Here is a 19,657-nt window from a genome sequence, read left to right as displayed (position 1 = left end):
CCTGTTTTCTTCAGGTCTTTTAGCGTTTTTAATATATTCTTTATCCATGAATTCACCTCCTTTCGATTCCCCCACACCTCCCCTGAAACGAGTTCAGGGCTCTCCCCTCAGGGGAGAGGGGATTGGTGAGGGGAACAGAATCTGACAATGTTCTCTCCAACTATTACATTACTTCCAAAGTGGATATGTATATAACTTCCGATGGTATTTTTTAGATTGTAACCCTCAGTAAATTGTATGCCATCTATCTTCTTGACCCTGTAAGCCCTCTTTATTTCAAGAGGCATATCTCCTATCTCGGAATAATGAAACTCATGTCCCCTTAGTCTTTCTCCCTTCTTTCCAAGTATTATATCTGAGAGTAGTTCAACCTCTCTGTAGCCGAGCGAGAATCTCTTGTTTCTCATATATGCCTCAACAGGAAAGATCCCGACCATTGGATAAAATTGCCCATCGGTGTTTATCCCTTTTGTCAGATACAGGAAACCTCCACACTCGGCATAAAGCGGCATTCCGTCCATAGCCCACTGTTTCACTGTTCTCAGCATGGCGGTATTCTCTGAAAGCCTCTTTGCATAAAGTTCAGGATAGCCACCTCCGATATAGACGCCGTCAATACCTTCAGGAAGGGAAAGATCGTTTAACGGGCTAAAGGGGATAATCTCTGCACCGGATTCTCTAAGTATATCAAGGTTGTCTTCATAGTAAAAACAGAAGGCGTCATCTCGTGCGATTGCTATTCGGACTTGAGAAATTCTATCACTTCTGTCATTGCGAGCCCCTTCACTTTTGTCATTCTGAGCGTTAGCGAAGAATCTCGTTTTATCGCTCAGGGCAGGCTCCGGCGAAGCAATCTCTCTAAGATTCCTCGCAATGACATTTTGAGTGCCTTGTGTAATTGGTGATAAAGCGATATTTATCAAACCATCGATGTCAATACATTCCTCTATAAGCATGGTCAATCTTTCTAAAGAAGACTCAGAGATAGGGCTTTCATGTGCCATGACAAGACCGAGATGTCTTTCAGGTATAACTATCTCTTTATCAGCAGGGAGGTAGCCTAACAGAGGGATGTTGCATCGGTGCTCGATTGCCCCTTTGATGAGTTCAAAGTGCCTCTTACTTCCAATCCTATTAAGGATTACACCTGCAATAGTTATACTGGTATCAAACTCCATAAAACCTCTGATAATAGCCGCTGTGCTCTCTCCAGCACCAGATACATCCATCACCAGTATTACAGGTAGTCTGATGACTTTTGCCACTTCAGCAGTGCTCCCTCTACCACCGTCAAAAAGCCCCATAACACCTTCTACAATTGAAAGGTCTGCATTCGAGGAATTTTTTATAAGACACTGCCTCACATAGTCTTCTGGACACATCCATGCATCAAGATTTCTTGAAACCTTACCTGTTGCGAGACGGTGAAACCCTGGGTCAATAAAATCAGGACCTACCTTGAAAGCAGATACATTAAGCCCTCTTTTTTTGAAAGCATACAGGAGACCTAAAGTGATAGTAGTCTTGCCATCTCCACTCTTCGTCCCTGCAAGCACAATCCCTGTCATAAAAATGCATCCCAAATCAAAAACCCGATTCCGAGGATTTAGAATCGGGCAAAATAAAACCCAATCCCGAGAAGCTTAGGATTGGGGAGTTAGGTTGCCCTACTCCCCTTACCCTCGAAGTTCGTAAGAGCATCTCTGTCTATGCAGGTCTTCTGGCTTACGGGTAACAGGCTTTCGCCAACCTACTCCCCACGCCTTCCCATAGCTGTTAAGCCCAAGTGGCTTAACAGCAGTGAATAGTGTATAGTAGTTAGTAGTCAGTTTTTCACTATTAACTAATCACTCTTCACTGCTGTTGTGAGTTTCGTCCCCGTCTACAGCGGCGGGTCCGCTCCTGAATGGGGTTCTCTAGAACCTCTTACAGGATTCCCTTGACATAAACAGATGTCTTATTTAATTTAAGTAAATCTTTAGCATAATAGAGGAGGTCTGTCAACAGATTTTTATGACCTACACCTACGATAAAGAATACGACATAATCGTTATTGGGGCAGGGCATGCTGGTTGTGAGGCAGCCCTTGCTGCAGCAAGGATGGGCTGCGCTGTGGCTGCATTTACGATGAATGTTGATAATGTGGCGATGATGTCATGTAATCCTGCTATTGGTGGACTTGCCAAAAGTCATCTCGTAAAAGAGATAGATGCTATCGGTGGTGAGATGGCTGTCAATACCGATAAGGCAGGTATTCAGTTCAAGATGTTGAATAAAAGCAAGGGGCCGGCAGTATGGGCGTTGAGGGTTCAGTGCGACAGACAGCTCTACAGACTCTCTATGAAATCGGTGCTTGAAAGACAGCCAAATATCGATCTCAAACAGGGGATGATTGTAGATGTCCTTGTTACAGATGAAAGAATAAGGGGTGTAAGGAATAACCTCGGGATCGAATATCTCTCAAAGGCAGTGATACTCACCACAGGGACATTTCTTAATGGCTTGATTCATATAGGGCTTGAGAACTTTCCTGCAGGAAGGGCAGGCGAATTTCCAGCAATCGGCATCTCAGAATCACTAAGAAAACTCGGTTTCAGGCTGGGGAGGCTGAAGACAGGGACGCCGCCAAGGATAGATGCAAAGAGTATTGATTTCTCTGTGACGACCCCTCAATATGGTGATGACCCCCCCTTGCCATTTTCTTACTCCACAGAGAGGATAACTAATCCTCAACTCCCCTGCTATATGACATATACCAATAGACAGACACATGAGCTAATACTCGGCAGTCTCGACCGTTCACCCCTGTATAGCGGGAGAATCAAGGGCATTGGAGCAAGGTATTGTCCTTCGATAGAAGATAAGGTAGTAAGATTTTCTGACAGAGAAAGACACCAGGTATTCCTTGAGCCAGAGGGATTAGATACAAAGGAATATTATGCAAATGGTATCTCAACGAGTCTTCCCTTTGATGTTCAGGTAGCACTTGTCAGAACAATAAAGGGGCTTGAGCAGGGAGAGATAATACGTCCTGGATATGCCATAGAATATGACTTTGTTCCACCTACACAGATAAAGCCAACACTCGAGACAAAACTTATCGAAGGGCTTTATCATGCAGGGCAGATTAATGGCACATCAGGCTATGAAGAGGCAGCGGCACAGGGACTGATAGCCGGGATAAACGCAGCTTTGAAGGTCAAAGGAAAAGAACCGTTTGTTCTTGACCGCTCAGAGGCATACATCGGTGTCCTTATAGATGACCTCGTTACAAAGGGGACGAATGAGCCTTACAGGATGTTTACTTCAAGGGCAGAATATAGACTTCTGCTCCGTCAGGATAATGCTGATATGAGATTGATGGAAAAAGGATATAAACTCGGACTTGTGAGTAATGAGAATTACAGGAGATTCATTGAAAAGAAAGAGGCTGTAAGAGAAGAGATAGAGAGGCTGGGGAGAACGAGGGTATATTCGATTCCAGGCTTTGAGAAAAAGATTGCCAGGATAGGAATAGATTCTCTACAACCAGATACAACCCTCTGTCATCTTCTTAGAAGACCGGAGGTAAACTATCAGGGTATAGAGAAAATAGCCCCATCTCTTAGACCACTGACACAGGATGTAAAAGAACAAGTAGAGATACAGGTAAAGTATGAAGGCTATATAAAAAGGCAGAATGAGATGGTAGAGCGATTTAAGAAACTTGAAGACAGAAAGATTCCAGAAGATTTTAACTTCAGGGCTATTAAGGGACTTTCAAACGAGGTAATCTCCAAGCTTGAAGAGATAAGACCGCTTTCCATAGGTCAAGCAAGCAGGATATCAGGCGTAACACCTGCTGCAGTCTCTATACTCTTGATAGCGATTGAACAGCAGACGAGAAGCGGGGTCACCAAAAAGTCAGAAGACTTTTTGAGGTAAAACTTTTTCTGTAATTTCTGGCTGGTGATGGAGGAGATGTGGTCGGAGATTATCTGGTCTTTTTCTTTTGCCTACAAGTTATTCCCATAATTGAAAAACTAACAATCAATAACGGCTTGGCGAAATTCCCTAAACCTTGGGCAGTGGTATTCTATCTTAGATAAATCTAATTCTCTGGCGATCTCCTTTGCAACTTCTGGAGTATAATATATTCCTGCTTTAGAAAGAATTTCCTGCAGCTTCTCCTTAGGTTGACGAATTGATTCAAGATTTTCATTAACTCTGGCTACAGGTTTTCCGGAACGGGCTTGAGTGACTCTGGAAATTGCCTCCTCATCAGCAAGAAACCACGTTTCAAGTTCTTGGATAATGATTATGAATTTCACTTCGAAAGGATAGGTTCTGTTTGTAATTTTGCTTTCCATTTTCTTATGCAATTCTGCAGGGTCTCTGTTATCAGCATCACGAATTACAAGAGCCTTATCTATATGCGATCCTTGCTTTTCATAGCAAAATGACTTGAGATGGCCTGGAAAACTCTTCATTAAATGATCCTTGCCACCACATGGACGTGAGATTATTTTTATATCACTTAAGATACATTTTTTAATTATTTCTTTGAATGCTGCCTTATCATAGTTCCCTTCTACTATTATCCCGTAGAGCGTCATTAATCACTACCCAGGGCACCTGAATACCAGAGTTCTCCAAGCCCAAGTTCTTCACGCTCCAAAAGCTCTTTGAGATGCGTCTTAGAGGCAGGTCGTGTACATCTTGTAGCACCATTACTTTTTTCAACTACAACAAGATCTTCAAAATTCACTTTATCTACCAGATATGGTGAATGTGTAGTTGCTATGATTTGTGCAGCTTTGGGTCCTAATTCCTTTTGCCTTTGGTTTAGCACTTCAACCAATGTCTCCAATAATCTTGGGTGTAAATGATTCTCTAATTCTTCAACACAATATAATGGTGCTCCAATAGGTGCAAAAATTAAAGACAACCATGCTAAAAATACAATTTCCCCATCTGACATATGCCAGATTGTAATAGGTTGTTTAAGATGCTTTTCTCGGGTAGTCATAAAAGTTGTAGCAAACTGGGTTGGTGGAATAAGAATTTCCTTTAAATCAGGGAAGACATCCCGTGCTACCTGTTTTATTCGATGAAATGCGTCTGGATAATTAGTTTGCAGTCTCATAAACCAACTCGAAAAATTATCGCCACTTTCGTTAAGGAAATCTTGTGCAATTGCAGCATTTTCTCGTTTCATGAGTGCCGGTAGTAAGCGATAATAACGCCAAGAAGAGATATAGTACTTAACAACCATCCCTTCCCAACCAGGTACTGTAAACTCAAGGGCAGATCGGGTAGGATCTTGAAAGACAAATGCTTCTGTACTATCTGCATGCATGACCTTTCCATGGCCATGCCTGAGGTCAATCAATGGGGCTATCTGAGTTCCATTTTTAACAGTCAGATATTCTCTTTCAATGGATATCAAACCAGATGGAGCACCTATTATTGAGATTTCATATTCATAACTTTTTCCATAATCGATAACCAACCTGAATGAAATCGGGCCATTATCTTCTCCTTTCCAGACAACCTCTGGGAATCTACCACGATCCACAAGAGCAGTATTCACACCAGAAATGCACATTTGTGTCAAGAATTTGAGGCAGTCAATCAAATTGCTTTTCCCAGACATGTTAGGACCAACCAGCACATTCCTCTTTCCAAGTTCAAAGTCCAGTTTTTTTAAACTTTTGTAATTTTTTACTTGTAGTCTTTTAATCATGCTTTTTCTCCTCCAAAGAGGTTTCTTTTAAATTTAAGAATACCAAAAATCTCTTGATATTCCAACAAAAATATTTTATTTATCAGATGATTCTTATCCAGCTTTTAGAATTTTCCTCACAATCCCATCAATTTCCTTAATCTCCTCTTGCAGTTCAGCCTTTATCATTTTTCTCAGATTCCCGATGGATGCCGAAACGAGTTCAGCACATGTTTTTGATGAAGTGCCTTTTGAGAGGAGTTTTGAGACCTTCTTTGTGCATTCCTCGCCGAATCTTGCAAGTTCCATATGGTCTTTATTTGATGGGTAGAATTCGGGGATCGGAAGTTCCCAGACTTTTTTATGAATGTCTCTTGGCCCAAAAAGTCCACGACTCTGTAAAGGTTTTATAAGTTCATCAACTGTGGGCGAATTTAATATCGAACAAAGATAATAAGCCTCTACTTTTTTGTTCGTCTCAAAATAATATTCTTTTGACTCAGCAACAAAGTCCTGAAGTTCGATATCCTGCTTTTCGATTCTTATCTTAATCGGCTTTTTCTCAACCACACACCCACATAGGTATGTTGCTGATGTAGGATATAAGACTTTGTATTTTGCCTGTCTCTGTTCAGATAGCTTATGCCTGTAGTCGAGCCAATCAACGGCATCCATCTCTTTTGCCTTCTCTCCCCTTTTCTCTTCCCAATATTTTTGTGCCTTATGGAGCCATTTTGCGAGATGGATAAATCCTTTCTTGCTCGCCTTAGATTCTTTTATGATAGCATAGTTCTCTTCTTCCTGAATCAATGGCAAAACAACAATCCTGAAATCAAGATGACCGAATGGAACTATATCAGTTGAAAGAAGGGTTGCATAGAGAAAGTCCTTTTCAATATTCCCCTTCAGCGATATTCCCTTGTAATTTTCCTTTGCAGTCTTTTCTGAAGCCTCTGAGGTCTCTACATAAGGCGCCGATGGGTTAATCCCGAACATCGTATGGGACTTTATATTCACAAACCAGAAATTGCGTGGAACGATTGTTGCACCCTCCTTAAACATTGAATGATAGAGGCTTCTTTGTGCTTCAATTTTACCCTTTTCCGAAGGTGATAGAAAACTACGCTCACCTTTAATACTTACATAAAGTTTTCCCTCGGTAACTTTCAAAGATTTTTCAGCCTCGATAAGCCCTGTATTCTTTCTTTCAAGAACTCCTGATATGAACTCAGCCATATATGGCGAAACTGTTTTAATCCCTTTCTTTGAAATAAATACAGAGGTTGGAACATTGAATAATGGCTTGACCTTCTCTATATCCCATATTTCGGTAAATCCAAGCTTTTGCGGATATTGCTGACTTCTAAAGGTATGGTGCTGATCCGCAGTAAATATGCTTCTTGGCATTACAAAGGCAATCAATCCTCCATCTTTAAGATAAAGGTCAGCAGTCCTCAGATAAAATAGCGTGGCAAGTTCCATATGGGTTATTAATTCCGCTTTAACCTTCATCTTCTCATCTTTAGAGGTATCACTAACACCACTAAGGAGTTTGTAATCATTCACAATCATCTTCTTCAGGAACTTTTGGTATTCGCCTTTATCCACATAACGATAACTCAACCACGGAGGATTGCCGATAACTACATCAAACTTATGTTTAAGGAATAAGGGCTTATACATATTTTTCATGACATATGCCCAGATAGTGTCTCTTCCTTCCTCTATAAGTTCCTTCATCGCCTTTGCCGTATAGAAAAGCATGTCAATTGTGTTCTTGTCATTCAGTTGTGGGATATGCTGTTTTACAAAATTTTCGTATGCCTCAAGAGTGCCTTCTGCTTTGCCTGCAAAATGTTTTGCAAATTCCTTTGTGGTGTCTATTACATTGTCGTATACCACAGGATCGTGGATTACAGTATCAGGGATAAAAACCTCTTTTTCACCAATCCTTGTGTGATAGCTCGGGACAGGTGTTAAAAGACTATGCTGTATTTTCTCCTCAGGTGGATGTATGGAGTCTGCAAGATAAATTGGGATTGATACTCTCTTTCTGCCTCTCTTTTTAAGGAGGTCTCCGAGGGCAAGGAGATAATTTGTCTTTGCTGTGATAACAGCAAGAGGATGGATGTCTATGCCTACAACGCTTTTAATAATATGGTCAAGGGTTTCTTTTTTCTGTCCAAGCACATGCTTTTTATGTCTAATGGTCATATAAAGAAACGTCCCTGAGCCACATGAAGGGTCAAGAACAGAGGCAAATGGATTATCCTTTAAAATATACTCCACCATCCTCTGTGCAAGCCAGTCAGGGGTATAATATTCACCGAGGTCGTGTCTTGTCTCAGGGTCTACAAGTTCTTGATAAAGGGATTTCAGTATATCTTCTGAAAGTTCTCTGAGATTGTAATTTGCAAGCTGGTTTATGAGTTTTCTGGAAATATCAAGGCCTGTATCTTTAGCCTGCTCCCTTACAATCCACGAAAAGAAGTCTTCTTCAAGAAAGTTGTCAATCCCCTGTTCGATGAAAAACTCCCCCTCAAGAATTTTAATAATAGTTTCTGAAGAAGGAACGGTGCTACTTTCTGAAAGACGCATCCAGACAATAAGCTTTGTAAATACTGCAAGGTAAGAATGCCTGAGAAAAAGATCTCCACTTCCGCTGACACTTCCATAGGTAATCCTCAGATATTTTTCCCAGTTGTCATAGATAACTTTAAAATCACTTCTGTCTTTTACAGAGCTCCATATCCGCTCAAAGGTATTAAGAGAATATTTGAATGCATGGCTTTTTGTCCCGAAATCCCTGACTATTTCTTCGGTCTTTGGATGCAGTAGCGTCTTTCTGAAGAAATATCTATCAATCCAGAAATAAGCCTGAAAAGGCTCAGTCTTTGTTAAATCCATCCTTTCGATTTCTTCAAGATCTACTTCCTTATTGCTTTTTATTTTTGGTGAGTAGACATAAAATAAAATCCCATCTGTGGTGAGGCATAAATAACTCGCCTTTTCTCCTAATTGAAGAAGATAAGAAATATATCTTTTTAACTGCTCAATCGCATCGTTAAGCTTTTTCCTTAGGTCGTTCTCAAACTCTATAATCAGGTTTCCATAAAGGGTGTCAATCCTGCCTCTAAGTATAATGTCCTTTTGTTTTACGCTGACATATTTTTCTACACCATGGAGATAGTCTTCGATAAACCCCGCATTGACATCGCCAAAGACATCTTTTAAAAGAATAAGGAACCTTTGTGCTTTAGCTGATTCTGTATTAAGTTGAGTGATTTGCTCGATGTATTCTTTAAATTTCTTAGTGGTTATTTCTTCTGAAATATCGGGTATGCGGGATGGCTTTTCAGTGACAAGCTTAACCCTTTTTCTCTTTTTCACCATCTAAGACCTCTTTAACAATTCTCCTCGCAATCTCAAAGGCTGCTGCGATACGGATAATCTTTACATCCCCAAGTCCTTTGATTTCGAGAAACTTCTCCAATGGTTGATTTGCCATGCCTTTGAAGGAGCCAAATTTATTAAGAATCTCCTGTGCAACTTCTTCTGCAGTCTTACCTTTTGTGCCTGTGGAGATAAGTATTGCTAAAAGTTCAGCATCTGTTAAAGATTCAGCCCCAAGCTCTCTGAGTTTACCCCCTGGATGAGTCCATGTTTTCATACAAATATCTCCTATAGCTTAAACCTCTCCCTCTTCCCCCCAGGAACTTTGCTTTTGTTAATTTCAACTTTTTATCAATTTCAGAGAAAATCTTGTTCATTCTTATCCATGCCTCTCATTTTCTCTTAAAAAACCTATTTTCCTTTTGTGCTTTTCAGGAGAAGTCATCAGTTCACGAATGGCATCAAAGACTATTTTAAATTGTGCATCGTATTTCTTTTCCATCTCGTTCAACTTGCGGGCAAGGTCTTTATGGGTAAAGAGCATTTCCCGTAGTTTGACAAAAGCACGCATAATAGCAATATTGACATTGATTGCTCTTTCGCTGTTAAGGACGCTGGAGAGCATTGCCACGCCTTGCTCTGTAAACGCATATGGATTCGCACGCCGCAAACCTCCCCAACTTGAAATCACAATTTGTGATTTCAAGTTTTTAAATTCTTCATCGTTTAATTGAAACATAAAATCGTCAGGGAATCTTTTCATATTTCTCTTAACAGCTTGGACTAATACCCTTGGCTCAACGCCGTAAAGTTCAGCCAAATGAGTGCTCAGCATCACCTTTTGTCCACGAATTAGAAGAATTCGCCTTTCAATTGTCTCTAATGGAATAATATCAGCCATTTTGCCTCTCAATCTTGAGGTGCCAGATTGTGACCTCAATTTTGTCGTTCATACTTGCAGGAAAACATATCGCATTTTGCGATAGCTACAATCAATATTAGAATGAGGTCACAATTTTTAACCATCTTTCACAACTTAAACCTCTCCCTTTTCCCTCCCAGAAACTTTGCCTTTGTCAGTTTTATTTGAAACCTTTTTTCTTTTTCTATTTATCTTCCATCTCCTTTTGGTCTTCAGGTTGTAAACATCCTCTCCTTCTCTGACAAGCGTGGTTCCTTTGTATTTAAATCTCTTAACGAGATATTTAATTACAGAAATAGGATAAAGAACCTCAAATCCCTGCACCTTTATCTGCCCTTTCTGTTTCACAAACATAGGAAATATTAAATCCTTTTCCATTTCATCGCCCACAAAACCATGTGTTTTAAGAAAATCTACTGAAAATAGTTCTGTGCGATCGGATGAATCTATTGAAACAGACTCTATCCTTTTTGGTAGATTCAGTGTTTTCTTATAACGCGTTTTCAGATAGTCAATAATAAATGTCCTTGGATCAATAACAAAACCGGTCAAATACTTTTTCCCATTTTTATGCACATCTATCTCAAGATATCCGTAGTCAAAGTTAAACTTCTCTCTTCTGGAATCCAACCAGTCCTTACCATACCAGTCCATGCTGTAAAATTTAGCAACTGATATATGCAACATACTCTTTTCTATAACTGCATACATATCTTTAATCCTTCTGGACTGAACTGTCGATTACTTTATTTATCTCTTTAGCTATTTCCTTTTCAATAGCGATAATTTTTGCCTTCTTCTTCGGTGCCCAGCCATGCTTATGCGGCTTACATAATGCACAGCCCTTCGATTTTTTGTCTTTGTAAACTTTTCCCATATCATCTTTTAGTTTAACCCCTGAAGAAGCAAGAATGACACAAAAACTTTATTTATTATACCCCGCCAATACTTGATAATCCTTCTTGCAATCTCAAAGGCTGCTGCAATACGGATAATCTTTACATTGCCAAGAGTCACATAATTTTATATTATTAATGCTGTATGGTCAATAAGAAGTTCAGCGGCGAAAAAGTCAGGGATGAGAGTTTAAAAAGGTGTATGCAGAAGAACTTAAAACCTGATGAGTTACTCAAAAAAGGTGCGGAGATGCTGGGTCTTTCCCTCAAACAGAACCAGATAGACCTCTTTATGATTTATCTCACCGAGATCAAAAAGTGGAACAGGACATATAATCTTACAGGATTGAAAACTGACAGTGATATAGTCATTAAACATTTTCTGGATTCTTTATCATTTTTAATAGTCTTACCCCTAAAAACTCGAGTAAAGGTTATTGACATAGGAACAGGGGCTGGATTTCCAGGTATACCATTAAAGATATATCTACCCGCGATTGAACTCATACTCGTAGATTCTACCCTCAAAAAGATACTCTTTCTAAAACATATACTCAGATGTCTCAGCCTCCAGAATGTTGCAGTTCTTCACGAACGAGCCGAAAGACTATCATTGCTATATCCCAATACATTTGATATAGTGATTTCAAGGGCACTCTTCAAGACGAGCAAACTCATCAGTATCGCTATTCCTCTATTAAAAAAAGATGGCATTATTGCAATAAGCAGAGGGATAAAAGAACCGATTGAAGATTTAACTACAGAGATTAAAGAATCTGGTGGTGTAATCAAGAATATTAAAGAGATCACCCTTCCATTTTCAGAATATAGAAGAAGGCTTCTGTTAATCCAATATTTGCCTTGACAACTATTTCCTTATTTCCTTATACTTTAGCCATGTTTGAAAGTCTTACCTCAAGATTAGAAGAGATATTCAGGAAATTAAAGGGTAGAGGTGTCCTTACAGAGGAGAATATCAGTGAAGCCCTTAAAGAGGTTAGACTGGCACTCCTCGAGGCAGATGTAAACTTCAGGGTCGTAAAGGACCTGATTGAGAGGATTCGACAGAGGGCTGTGGGTCAGGAGGTAATGCGGAGTATTACCCCTGGACAGCAGATAGTGAAAATCGTCTATGATGAAATATGCTCAATACTCGGAGGTGAGCATAAAAGGATTACCCTCTCACCAAACCCACCCACGGTAATCATGCTTGTAGGGCTTCAGGGCTCTGGCAAAACCACGACTGCTGGGAAAATCGCAAGGATATTTAAAAAAGATGGCAGGCATTTGCTTCTTGTGGCTGCAGATGTTGCAAGACCTGCTGCTCAGGAACAGCTCAGGATTCTTGGTGAACATCTAAAGGTGAAAGCATATGCTGATGGGAATAATGCGAGGGAGATATGCCGCGATGCCATTAGTATTGCCAGAAAAGAAGGTTATGATGTGGTGATACTTGATACCGCAGGAAGATTACATATAGATAATGAACTCATGAAGGAACTTGTAGATATAAAGGAATCGGTAAAACCAACAGAGATATTACTTGTTGCAGATGCAATGACCGGTCAGGAGGCGGTGAATATCGCAAAGCGATTTAATGAAGAACTGGGGTTAACTGGCATAATACTCACAAAGATGGAGGGAGACGCCCGTGGTGGTGCAGCACTATCAATGATGGCGGTTGCAGGAAAGCCGATTAGATATATAGGGACAGGTGAAAAACTCGATGCCCTTGAGCCATTTCATCCTCAAAGGATTGCATCCAGAATTATGGGTATGGGAGATGTGCTTACACTCATAGAGAGGGCAGAGGAGTCCCTAAAGGAAGAGGATGCACTAAGATTAAGAAGGATAGTGACCGCTGATTCCTTTAACCTCGAAGATTTCTGTGAGCATCTAAAGAAGATGAGGAAATTAGGTCCGCTCCAGCAGTTAATAGAGATGATCCCTGGAATGAAGGGATTCAAGCCTTCTAATTCAGATATAGATGAAAAAGAACTTATAAAGACAGAGGCGATAATAAACTCGATGACAAAAAAGGAAAGATTAAACTATGGTATAATAAACGGTAGCCGCAGAAAAAGGATAGCGATGGGAAGCGGGACAACCGTTTCTGATGTCAATAGGGTGTTGAAACAATTCGTGATAGTTAAAAAGATGCTTAAATCATTCAGTGGTAAAGAGGGGAGATTCAAGATGCCTTTTAATCTGGGGCGTGGACTACCCTTTTAATACAGTCTCCCCCTCACCTCGATCCTCTCCCCTGAGGGGAGAGGTATGGGTGAGGGGAGAGGAATGCATTAGAATTAAATACATTTGTAGTAGTTAATGGAGGTGAGTGGATGGCAGTTAAGATAAGGTTGATGCGGATGGGTTCTCACAAAAGGCCATTTTATCGGATTGTGGTTGCTGACTCAAGAATGCCAAGAGATGGACGCTTCATAGAACTCATAGGCTCATATAACCCTTTAAAGGAACCACACGAGGTAAAACTCGATACGGATAAGGCTATAATGTGGCTGAGAAAGGGGGCAAAACCAACAGACAGAGTAAGGGCTATATTCAAGACTGCTGGGATTAAAAACAATATCCAGACCTGAGAGGCATTAAATATGGAGGTGGATTCGCATGAAAGATCTGGTAGAGCAGATGGCAAAGGCTTTGGTTGACAAGCCGAATGATGTTTCTGTGGTTGAGATTGAAGGAGAAAAGACAACGGTATTCGAGTTACGGGTAGCACAGAGTGACCTTGGAAAGGTGATAGGAAAACAAGGAAGAACAGCACGGGCTATGAGGACAATATTGAATGCGGCAGGCACCAAAATGGGCAAGAGATGCGTCTTAGAGATACTTGAGTAAAATCTCTTCCTCTAAAAAAGCCTTTTGCTTTTTGGGGTATAATCTTGAAAGATGGGCTAATCAGTATCGGCAAGATTCTCAAGGTCTGGGGTATAAGGGGGGAAGTAAAGATACTTCCCCTCACAGATAATCCCCATCGATATAGATCACTGAAACGAGTCATCTCAGTCACACCAAATGGTAGTGAATCCATACTGCAGGTCGGTAATGTAAAGTTTAAAGGAAAGTATGTTATGCTATCCTTTAAGGGATATGACACATCAGAAAAGTCATCTCCCCTTGTTGGTTCCCTGATAAAGATTCCTAAAGAAGAACTTGAAGGTCTTCCAGAAGGTAGTTATTATATATTTGAACTCATTGGGGCAAATGTATTTTCTGTTGATGGTAGATTTATAGGGAAATTAACTGATGTTATCACAACAGGTAGCAATGATGTATATGTCGTCGAGGATAAAAGGAAAGAGATTCTTATTCCTGCGATAAAAGATGTAGTTAAAGAAATCGATATTAAAAAGAAAACAATAATTGTTCAATTAGTTAATGGACTTGATGAGATGTGATATTCTAACCCTTTTCCCTGAGGCAGTTAATGCCTTCCTCGAATTTAGTATACTTAAAAAGGCAAGGGAAAAGGGGTTACTTGAAGTCAAGGCGTATAACATAAGGGATTTTACAGAAGATAGGCATCGTGTGGTAGATGATTATCCTTATGGTGGAGGTGCAGGGATGGTCATTAAGCCTGAACCATTATTTAAGGCTGTTGAATACCTCAAAAGTGATAATAAGGAACGGTTAGTTATATTTATGTCGCCTCAGGGTAAACAGTTTAATTATGAGATAGCACGCAGATTGTCTGAAGAAAACAGAAGACTGCTCTTTATATGTGGCAGATACGAAGGTATTGATGAACGGGTAAGGATGGCACTTGTGGATGAGGAACTGTCTATCGGTGATTATGTACTTACAGGTGGAGAGTTAGCATCCCTTGTTGTGATTGATTCTTCAGTCAGGTTTATCCCTGGTGTTCTTGGTGATGAACGGTCTGCGCTCGAAGATTCATTTTCACAGGGTATTCTTGATTATCCCCACTATACAAGACCTGCTGATTTCAGAGGGATGAAGGTTCCAGAAGTCCTGCTCTCTGGAGACCATGAAAAGATAAGACGGTGGAGGGAAAAGGCTGCGATTAGCAGGACACTCAGACAGAGACCAGACCTTATCGAGAAGATGAAACTTACAGAGGAATATCTTCAAATCATTGATGAGATTAAAAAGGAGGAAGGGCTGTGAATAAGATAGGCATCATTGAAGAAACATATAAGAAAAAGGAACCAGGGAGATTTAACATAGGTGACCTTGTGAAGGTTTATACGACAGTAATCGAAGGTGGAAAAGAGCGGGTTCAGGTTTTCGAGGGCACCGTTATTGGTAGAAGAGGTGGAGGAACACGGGAGACCTTTATCGTAAGAAAGGTCACTTACGGTGTTGGGGTGGAAAGGATATTTCCTTTACATTCACCGATTATACAGAAGATAGAGGTAGTCAAACAGGGGGATGTAAGGCGTGCAAAGCTTTACTATCTCAGAGAAAAGAAGGGAAAGGCAGCAAAGGTCAAAGAGAAGGAAGTCTTCTGAATGCAATGACCTTTTGGAGAAGGAAAGATTTAATTCCCTGCTGAGATATGAACGAGAGACATACTCCCTCGGTTACAGGCTGGTTGCAGGGATTGATGAGGCAGGAAGAGGACCACTTGCAGGGCCTGTGGTTGCTGCCGCTGTAATATTACCTGAGGATTGTTTCATTGATGGACTCAGGGATTCTAAGAGGGTTTCTGAGAAAAAGCGTGAAAGGTTATTCGATGTCATATATGCCATTGCAATTGATATCGGTATTGGCATCGTTGACGAAAAGACTATTGACAGGATAAATATCCTTCAGGCAACAATAAAGGCAGCAGAGGCTGCGGTTAAGTCTCTTACGTATTCACCTGATTTCTTACTGACGGACGCCATCCCTTTACCTCTCCTCAATATTCCACAAAAGAGTATAATAAAAGGTGACGCACTCAGCGCATCAATAGCATCAGCATCAATAATAGCAAAAGTTACAAGGGACCGTCTGATGATGAAATACCACAGAATTTATCCTGAGTACAATTTCCACATCCATAAAGGATACGGAACAAGAGAACATCTGAATGCGATTAACAAACATGGTCCTTGTGAGATACACAGGAAGAGTTTCAGGGGTGTGCGATGAAATCACAAAATTTTTGGGGGACACTTGTAATATCCTTTGCTTTTCATTTCTCTGTCCTTTTTGTGCTTGCAGGAGTAGGAGGTTTTGAGCTTCCTATCCATAGGTCAATAATTATTGCCGATATAATTAAGGCCACTCCGGCGATTACAACAACCCCAAAAGAAAAAAAGAAGGTAACAAGTAAAACGAGCATCGAACATCAAGCGCCGAGCAGGGAGCATCAGCCACCTATTCAAGAAGAGATGGATAATATTCCTTCCAGCGAAGCGATTGAAACAGCCAAGGCATATTTACCTCAACAGGCATCTCCAATTATAGATAAGGCAATGCCACCCCCTAAAACAGAAGAACCAGCCATAGCAAGATTTTCTGAAGAGAAGCTTTTATATGATATTGCATGGAATGGTATTCTGGCAGGGACAGCACTGCTTGAGGTTAAATCTAATGAAAAGGATACATCTATTACATGGAAGGTTCAATCCCTGCCTTTCTGGTCTATCTTCTATCATGTTGAAAGCATGGCAGAGAGTCACCTGTCAGGTAATGGGTATCCTGTAAATTACAGGATAAGGCAGAAGGAAGGAAGATACAGAAGTAACAAAGAAGTGGTATTTGAGCATGAGAAAGGGCGGGCTATATTCTTCAATCATCTTAACAATACAAAAGAGAATCATAATATTCCGACTAACGGTGTGTGGGATGTCCTCTCCGGGCTCTATTTCCTAAGGACGCAACCCATAGAAGTTGGCATCCCTTTATATGTTGACATATTTGATAGCAAGAGGCTATGGAAAGTCGAAGTCCAGGTTTTGCGGAAAGAAAAAATAGAGATTGACTTCAAAGAGATTGATACCATCGTTATGAAACCCCTGCTTAAATCAGAGGGTCTCTTCAGAAAGACTGGTGATATAATCGTGTGGCTTACTGATGATGAAAAAAAGACACCCGTAAAGATAGAAACAAAGATTAAAGTTGGCTCTATTACAGCAACACTCGCGCATTAATAAAAATCCCCTCTCCTTGATCCTCTCCCCACTTTATTTCTTAACCCATCCACCATCAGGTCTTTGAATCCACCAGCCTGCTTTTGCACCTTCACGCCTGAGGGCTGAGAACTGGTCTGCTGCCTGTTTTAATACCTGTGAGATATTGGCTTCATTTTCTGGGAGTTTGTTTATCCTTACAATTGCCCTTGCCATACCACGGATAACAGTATTTCTATTTGCATTCTCAGCATTGACTGTAGATGCGTCTTTTGGATTAAGACTCCCTCTCGGGGCAAGAAGTCCGTTATTGCCTTCACCTACAAGTCCCTGATTTCTGAGATTATCTATCTGAGAAAGCCTTGCTCCCATCTCTTTGTATGCCTGGACAACATCTGGCATCGTCTTTATGATTTCGGATATCCGCTGTGCAAGGTCCTCCTGTGCCTCTGCAACTCCAATCCATCCTCCCTTATAACTCTGCGGCTCTGTCTTCTTCTCAGGCTGCTTTTCTGGCGTCTCCTTCTTTTCAGGTGCAGCCTGACCCTTCATAAGTTCTTCCTCAAGGGATTTATATGCTGTCTTCACATCCTTCTCAGGGAAGTAGATGTTCACTGTTATTACAGCACAGGCAGTGATGATGAATACTGCAGATACTGCAGTTACAAGCCCTATCTTTTTAAATTGTCCTCTCATCTTATTCGATCTCCTTTCGGTTATCTCGATTTCTCCTCAACTTATTTCTGAAATACCAAAATATCCTCAACTCCGATTTTACCTTTATCCGCTTTTGATAAACCATGTTCAATAACATCAACAACTTTAAATCCAGCAGATTTTCCTATGTCTGCTAATATGGAAGATGTCTCAATGACCTCTTCTTTACCATGAATGAGCCAAGAGTGATATTTACTGATAACCATAAGATAGTATTTGTTCTTTTTTAGGACACGATAACATTCCTCAAATGAAAGGGTCATCATTTTGAGGTAATTTTCGACTATTTTAGACTTATAGACTCTCCGAGACTCATTAAGCAGTTTTATCAGGTTAAGACTTGATTGTGTCAATCGGATTGAAAAATATCTGTCACTAACCAAAAGAGGTAATTGCTCTTCATATTCTGTTTCATCTCTGTGCTTTGATTCATAAAACATCTTTGTAGATTGCCATATCAAATCCTCATCAAATCCAAGAATCAAGATAGAAGGTTTATTATTTCCGATATAATCCAGTGCATCAAAATATGGAGGAGATGTGAGAATGCCGTCTATTGAATCATCATGAATCATAGACATATTGGTAGAATCGCCTTTAATAAGCGTCACTTTATTTTTTGCAAAATCAACCCTTAAAACTTCTGCCATTTTTCTTGTGGCATAAAGTGTTAGATATCTATCTTCCACATAGGATTTAAAAGTGGACATAATGTCATAAGTCTTTTTCTTTTCTGAAAACTCTACAACCTGCTGACTTAAGAGGATTTGAAGAAACTTCCTTATAGATGGGTTTTTAAGGCTATCAATCTTTCTCTTAGCGAATGAAATTTTAGGGAGATGCTGTGAAAGATTCTCGTATGCTCTGCTACCATTGCCCGATTTCATCTTCGCCTTTATATCCTGTAGCTCTTCGGTTATAACATCTTTTTCATAACCATCTATAGATTCAAATAATTTTATAATGTGTTCTTTTAATTCTGTCAGGGGCAATCCTAAATTACATTTTACCTCTGCGATGGCCTTTCCAATATTCAATATTTCTATACCGATAGCATTTATTCCCATAGTTGGAGCATCAGCAATAAACGCCCCAGAACCTGCAAAAGGGTCTAATATCGTATCTCCTTCTGAAACCTTTAACAGGTTAATAAGTGCCCTTGAAATTCTCGGATCTCCTTTACCCTTATATTTATGAAGATAGTGTAAAAATGGTTTTCTTAGGTCGGTTGATGCCCAGTCAACAAAGTCTCCTATATAATTTTTCCCGAGTCCAAAGTGTGGTGAACGATACTCTCCTGCCTGCATATGAATAAGCAATTCATTGATTCCTTTTTCGATACCTGCCTCTTTTTCATCAAAATAAGCTCTCCAAATTACACTATTTTTAGGGCGGAATACAGCAGCAGGGAGTTTTTTAACTTCTGTCGCATACTCAAATAGTGTGTGAAATGGTAAAAATCTAATCGTAGCAAGTATTTTTTCGTCTTTAAGGAATTTCAAGAATAGTTGAGCGTATGGGGTTATATTTAAGGGTTCAGACTGCAACTTAATGTTGGTTACCTTTAGTCCTATCTCAAAAAGTATGGGTTTAATCTCATCTACAGTTTTGGCTTCAAAAATAATATAAATCTCTCTTAAGAATGTTGCCTTTTTAACCATGCTTATAATTTCACGAACAGGTATTTTAGCAAGCAGCCCTTGTCCTTCACCGAGATAAGGCAATCGAGATATTAAGTGAATTATATGGTCATCAAGCATACTAAAAGGTTTTTCTCTTATCAAGGCAGCAATTGTTTTTATAAAAGCTGTTTTTACCCCTAATAATGCATCAAATTCCTTCTGAGCAAAAAAGACCTCATCAGGGTCTCTTAAATCGAATTTTATTTTTCCTAAGCAAAGTATCTTGGTCATTTTAGATTGAA

At 40.0% G+C, this 19,657-nt stretch carries 22 protein-coding genes and 1 riboswitch; of the genes, 10 read left to right on the top strand and 12 right to left on the bottom strand.

The genetic code is table 11. The annotated features are described in order from the left end of the window. Positions 1-107: 107 nt before the first annotated feature. The gene (locus AB1488_03015) at positions 108-1,568 is read right to left on the bottom strand and encodes a cobyrinate a,c-diamide synthase (GenBank protein ID MEW6409069.1); all 1,461 of its coding nucleotides are present in this window, start codon (positions 1,566-1,568) and stop codon (positions 108-110) included. 124 nt (positions 1,569-1,692) lie between these two features. Then, positions 1,693-1,969, bottom strand: a riboswitch (cobalamin riboswitch). A 44-nt stretch (positions 1,970-2,013) separates the two neighbouring features. Here AB1488_03015 and mnmG point away from each other — a divergent pair. Beyond that, positions 2,014-3,924: a tRNA uridine-5-carboxymethylaminomethyl(34) synthesis enzyme MnmG gene (mnmG, locus tag AB1488_03010; GenBank protein MEW6409068.1), complete on the top strand. Its 1,911-nt coding sequence runs from the start codon at positions 2,014-2,016 to the stop codon at positions 3,922-3,924. Positions 3,925-4,022: 98 nt separating this feature from the next. On the opposite strand, the gene AB1488_03005 is transcribed toward mnmG, so the two are convergent. From AB1488_03005 to AB1488_02965, 9 genes are all read right to left on the bottom strand, one after another. Beyond that, on the bottom strand, positions 4,023-4,595 hold the full coding sequence (locus tag AB1488_03005) for a DUF4276 family protein (protein ID MEW6409067.1): 573 nt from the start codon (positions 4,593-4,595) through the stop codon (positions 4,023-4,025). Continuing rightward, entirely contained in the window at positions 4,595-5,725 is a 1,131-nt protein-coding gene (locus AB1488_03000) for an AAA family ATPase (GenBank protein ID MEW6409066.1), read from the bottom strand. The genes AB1488_03005 and AB1488_03000 overlap by 1 nt, the downstream gene beginning before the upstream one ends. A gap of 93 nt (positions 5,726-5,818) precedes the next feature. Continuing rightward, a complete protein-coding gene (locus AB1488_02995) occupies positions 5,819-9,097 on the bottom strand; it encodes an N-6 DNA methylase (GenBank protein MEW6409065.1) in 3,279 nt (1,092 codons plus the stop codon). After that, positions 9,072-9,374: a UPF0758 domain-containing protein gene (locus tag AB1488_02990; GenBank protein ID MEW6409064.1), complete on the bottom strand. Its 303-nt coding sequence runs from the start codon at positions 9,372-9,374 to the stop codon at positions 9,072-9,074. The genes AB1488_02995 and AB1488_02990 overlap by 26 nt, the downstream gene beginning before the upstream one ends. Further along, complete coding sequence (locus AB1488_02985) at positions 9,346-9,474, bottom strand: hypothetical protein (protein ID MEW6409063.1); 129 nt, start codon at positions 9,472-9,474, stop codon at positions 9,346-9,348. The genes AB1488_02990 and AB1488_02985 overlap by 29 nt, the downstream gene beginning before the upstream one ends. A gap of 2 nt (positions 9,475-9,476) precedes the next feature. Next, entirely contained in the window at positions 9,477-9,998 is a 522-nt protein-coding gene (locus AB1488_02980) for an ORF6N domain-containing protein (protein ID MEW6409062.1), read from the bottom strand. Positions 9,999-10,133: 135 nt separating this feature from the next. Beyond that, entirely contained in the window at positions 10,134-10,730 is a 597-nt protein-coding gene (locus tag AB1488_02975; protein MEW6409061.1) for a hypothetical protein, read from the bottom strand. Between the two features lie 4 nt (positions 10,731-10,734). Next, on the bottom strand, positions 10,735-10,896 hold the full coding sequence (locus AB1488_02970) for a hypothetical protein (GenBank protein MEW6409060.1): 162 nt from the start codon (positions 10,894-10,896) through the stop codon (positions 10,735-10,737). 8 nt (positions 10,897-10,904) lie between these two features. After that, positions 10,905-11,036, bottom strand: coding sequence for a hypothetical protein (locus tag AB1488_02965; protein MEW6409059.1), 132 nt, complete (start codon positions 11,034-11,036; stop codon positions 10,905-10,907). A gap of 24 nt (positions 11,037-11,060) precedes the next feature. On the opposite strand from AB1488_02965, the gene rsmG reads away from it, so the two are divergent. From rsmG to AB1488_02920, 9 genes are all read left to right on the top strand, one after another. Further along, positions 11,061-11,780 (top strand): 16S rRNA (guanine(527)-N(7))-methyltransferase RsmG, encoded by a 720-nt coding sequence (rsmG, locus tag AB1488_02960; protein ID MEW6409058.1) that lies wholly within the window; start codon positions 11,061-11,063, stop codon positions 11,778-11,780. Positions 11,781-11,812: 32 nt separating this feature from the next. Continuing rightward, positions 11,813-13,147 carry a signal recognition particle protein gene (gene ffh / locus AB1488_02955; protein MEW6409057.1) on the top strand — a complete coding sequence of 445 codons (1,335 nt, stop codon included), beginning with the start codon at positions 11,813-11,815 and terminating at the stop codon, positions 13,145-13,147. A 110-nt stretch (positions 13,148-13,257) separates the two neighbouring features. Beyond that, positions 13,258-13,515: a 30S ribosomal protein S16 gene (gene rpsP, locus AB1488_02950; protein MEW6409056.1), complete on the top strand. Its 258-nt coding sequence runs from the start codon at positions 13,258-13,260 to the stop codon at positions 13,513-13,515. 28 nt (positions 13,516-13,543) lie between these two features. Beyond that, complete coding sequence (locus tag AB1488_02945) at positions 13,544-13,774, top strand: KH domain-containing protein (protein ID MEW6409055.1); 231 nt, start codon at positions 13,544-13,546, stop codon at positions 13,772-13,774. A 44-nt stretch (positions 13,775-13,818) separates the two neighbouring features. Next, entirely contained in the window at positions 13,819-14,334 is a 516-nt protein-coding gene (gene rimM, locus AB1488_02940; GenBank protein MEW6409054.1) for a ribosome maturation factor RimM, read from the top strand. After that, complete coding sequence (trmD, locus tag AB1488_02935) at positions 14,321-15,064, top strand: tRNA (guanosine(37)-N1)-methyltransferase TrmD (protein MEW6409053.1); 744 nt, start codon at positions 14,321-14,323, stop codon at positions 15,062-15,064. Before rimM ends, trmD begins: the two co-directional genes overlap by 14 nt. A gap of 5 nt (positions 15,065-15,069) precedes the next feature. Continuing rightward, a complete protein-coding gene (gene rplS, locus AB1488_02930; protein ID MEW6409052.1) occupies positions 15,070-15,408 on the top strand; it encodes a 50S ribosomal protein L19 in 339 nt (112 codons plus the stop codon). After that, positions 15,338-16,033 carry a ribonuclease HII gene (locus AB1488_02925; protein ID MEW6409051.1) on the top strand — a complete coding sequence of 232 codons (696 nt, stop codon included), beginning with the start codon at positions 15,338-15,340 and terminating at the stop codon, positions 16,031-16,033. The genes rplS and AB1488_02925 overlap by 71 nt, the downstream gene beginning before the upstream one ends. Then, positions 16,030-17,037 carry a DUF3108 domain-containing protein gene (locus tag AB1488_02920; protein ID MEW6409050.1) on the top strand — a complete coding sequence of 336 codons (1,008 nt, stop codon included), beginning with the start codon at positions 16,030-16,032 and terminating at the stop codon, positions 17,035-17,037. Before AB1488_02925 ends, AB1488_02920 begins: the two co-directional genes overlap by 4 nt. Positions 17,038-17,070: 33 nt before the next feature. Here the strand turns inward: AB1488_02920 and AB1488_02915 are convergent, their stop codons facing one another. Next, on the bottom strand, positions 17,071-17,712 hold the full coding sequence (locus AB1488_02915) for a DUF1318 domain-containing protein (protein ID MEW6409049.1): 642 nt from the start codon (positions 17,710-17,712) through the stop codon (positions 17,071-17,073). 41 nt (positions 17,713-17,753) lie between these two features. Next, on the bottom strand, positions 17,754-19,657 hold a 1,904-nt coding region (locus AB1488_02910; protein MEW6409048.1), incomplete at its 5' end, for a hypothetical protein.

The sequence above is a fragment of the Nitrospirota bacterium genome, assembly GCA_040756155.1.
In the GTDB taxonomy this organism is placed as follows: domain Bacteria; phylum Nitrospirota; class Thermodesulfovibrionia; order JACRGW01; family JBFLZU01; genus JBFLZU01.
Note: the sequence above shows the minus strand (reverse complement) of the source record. Positions and strands in the feature narration are given on the sequence as shown.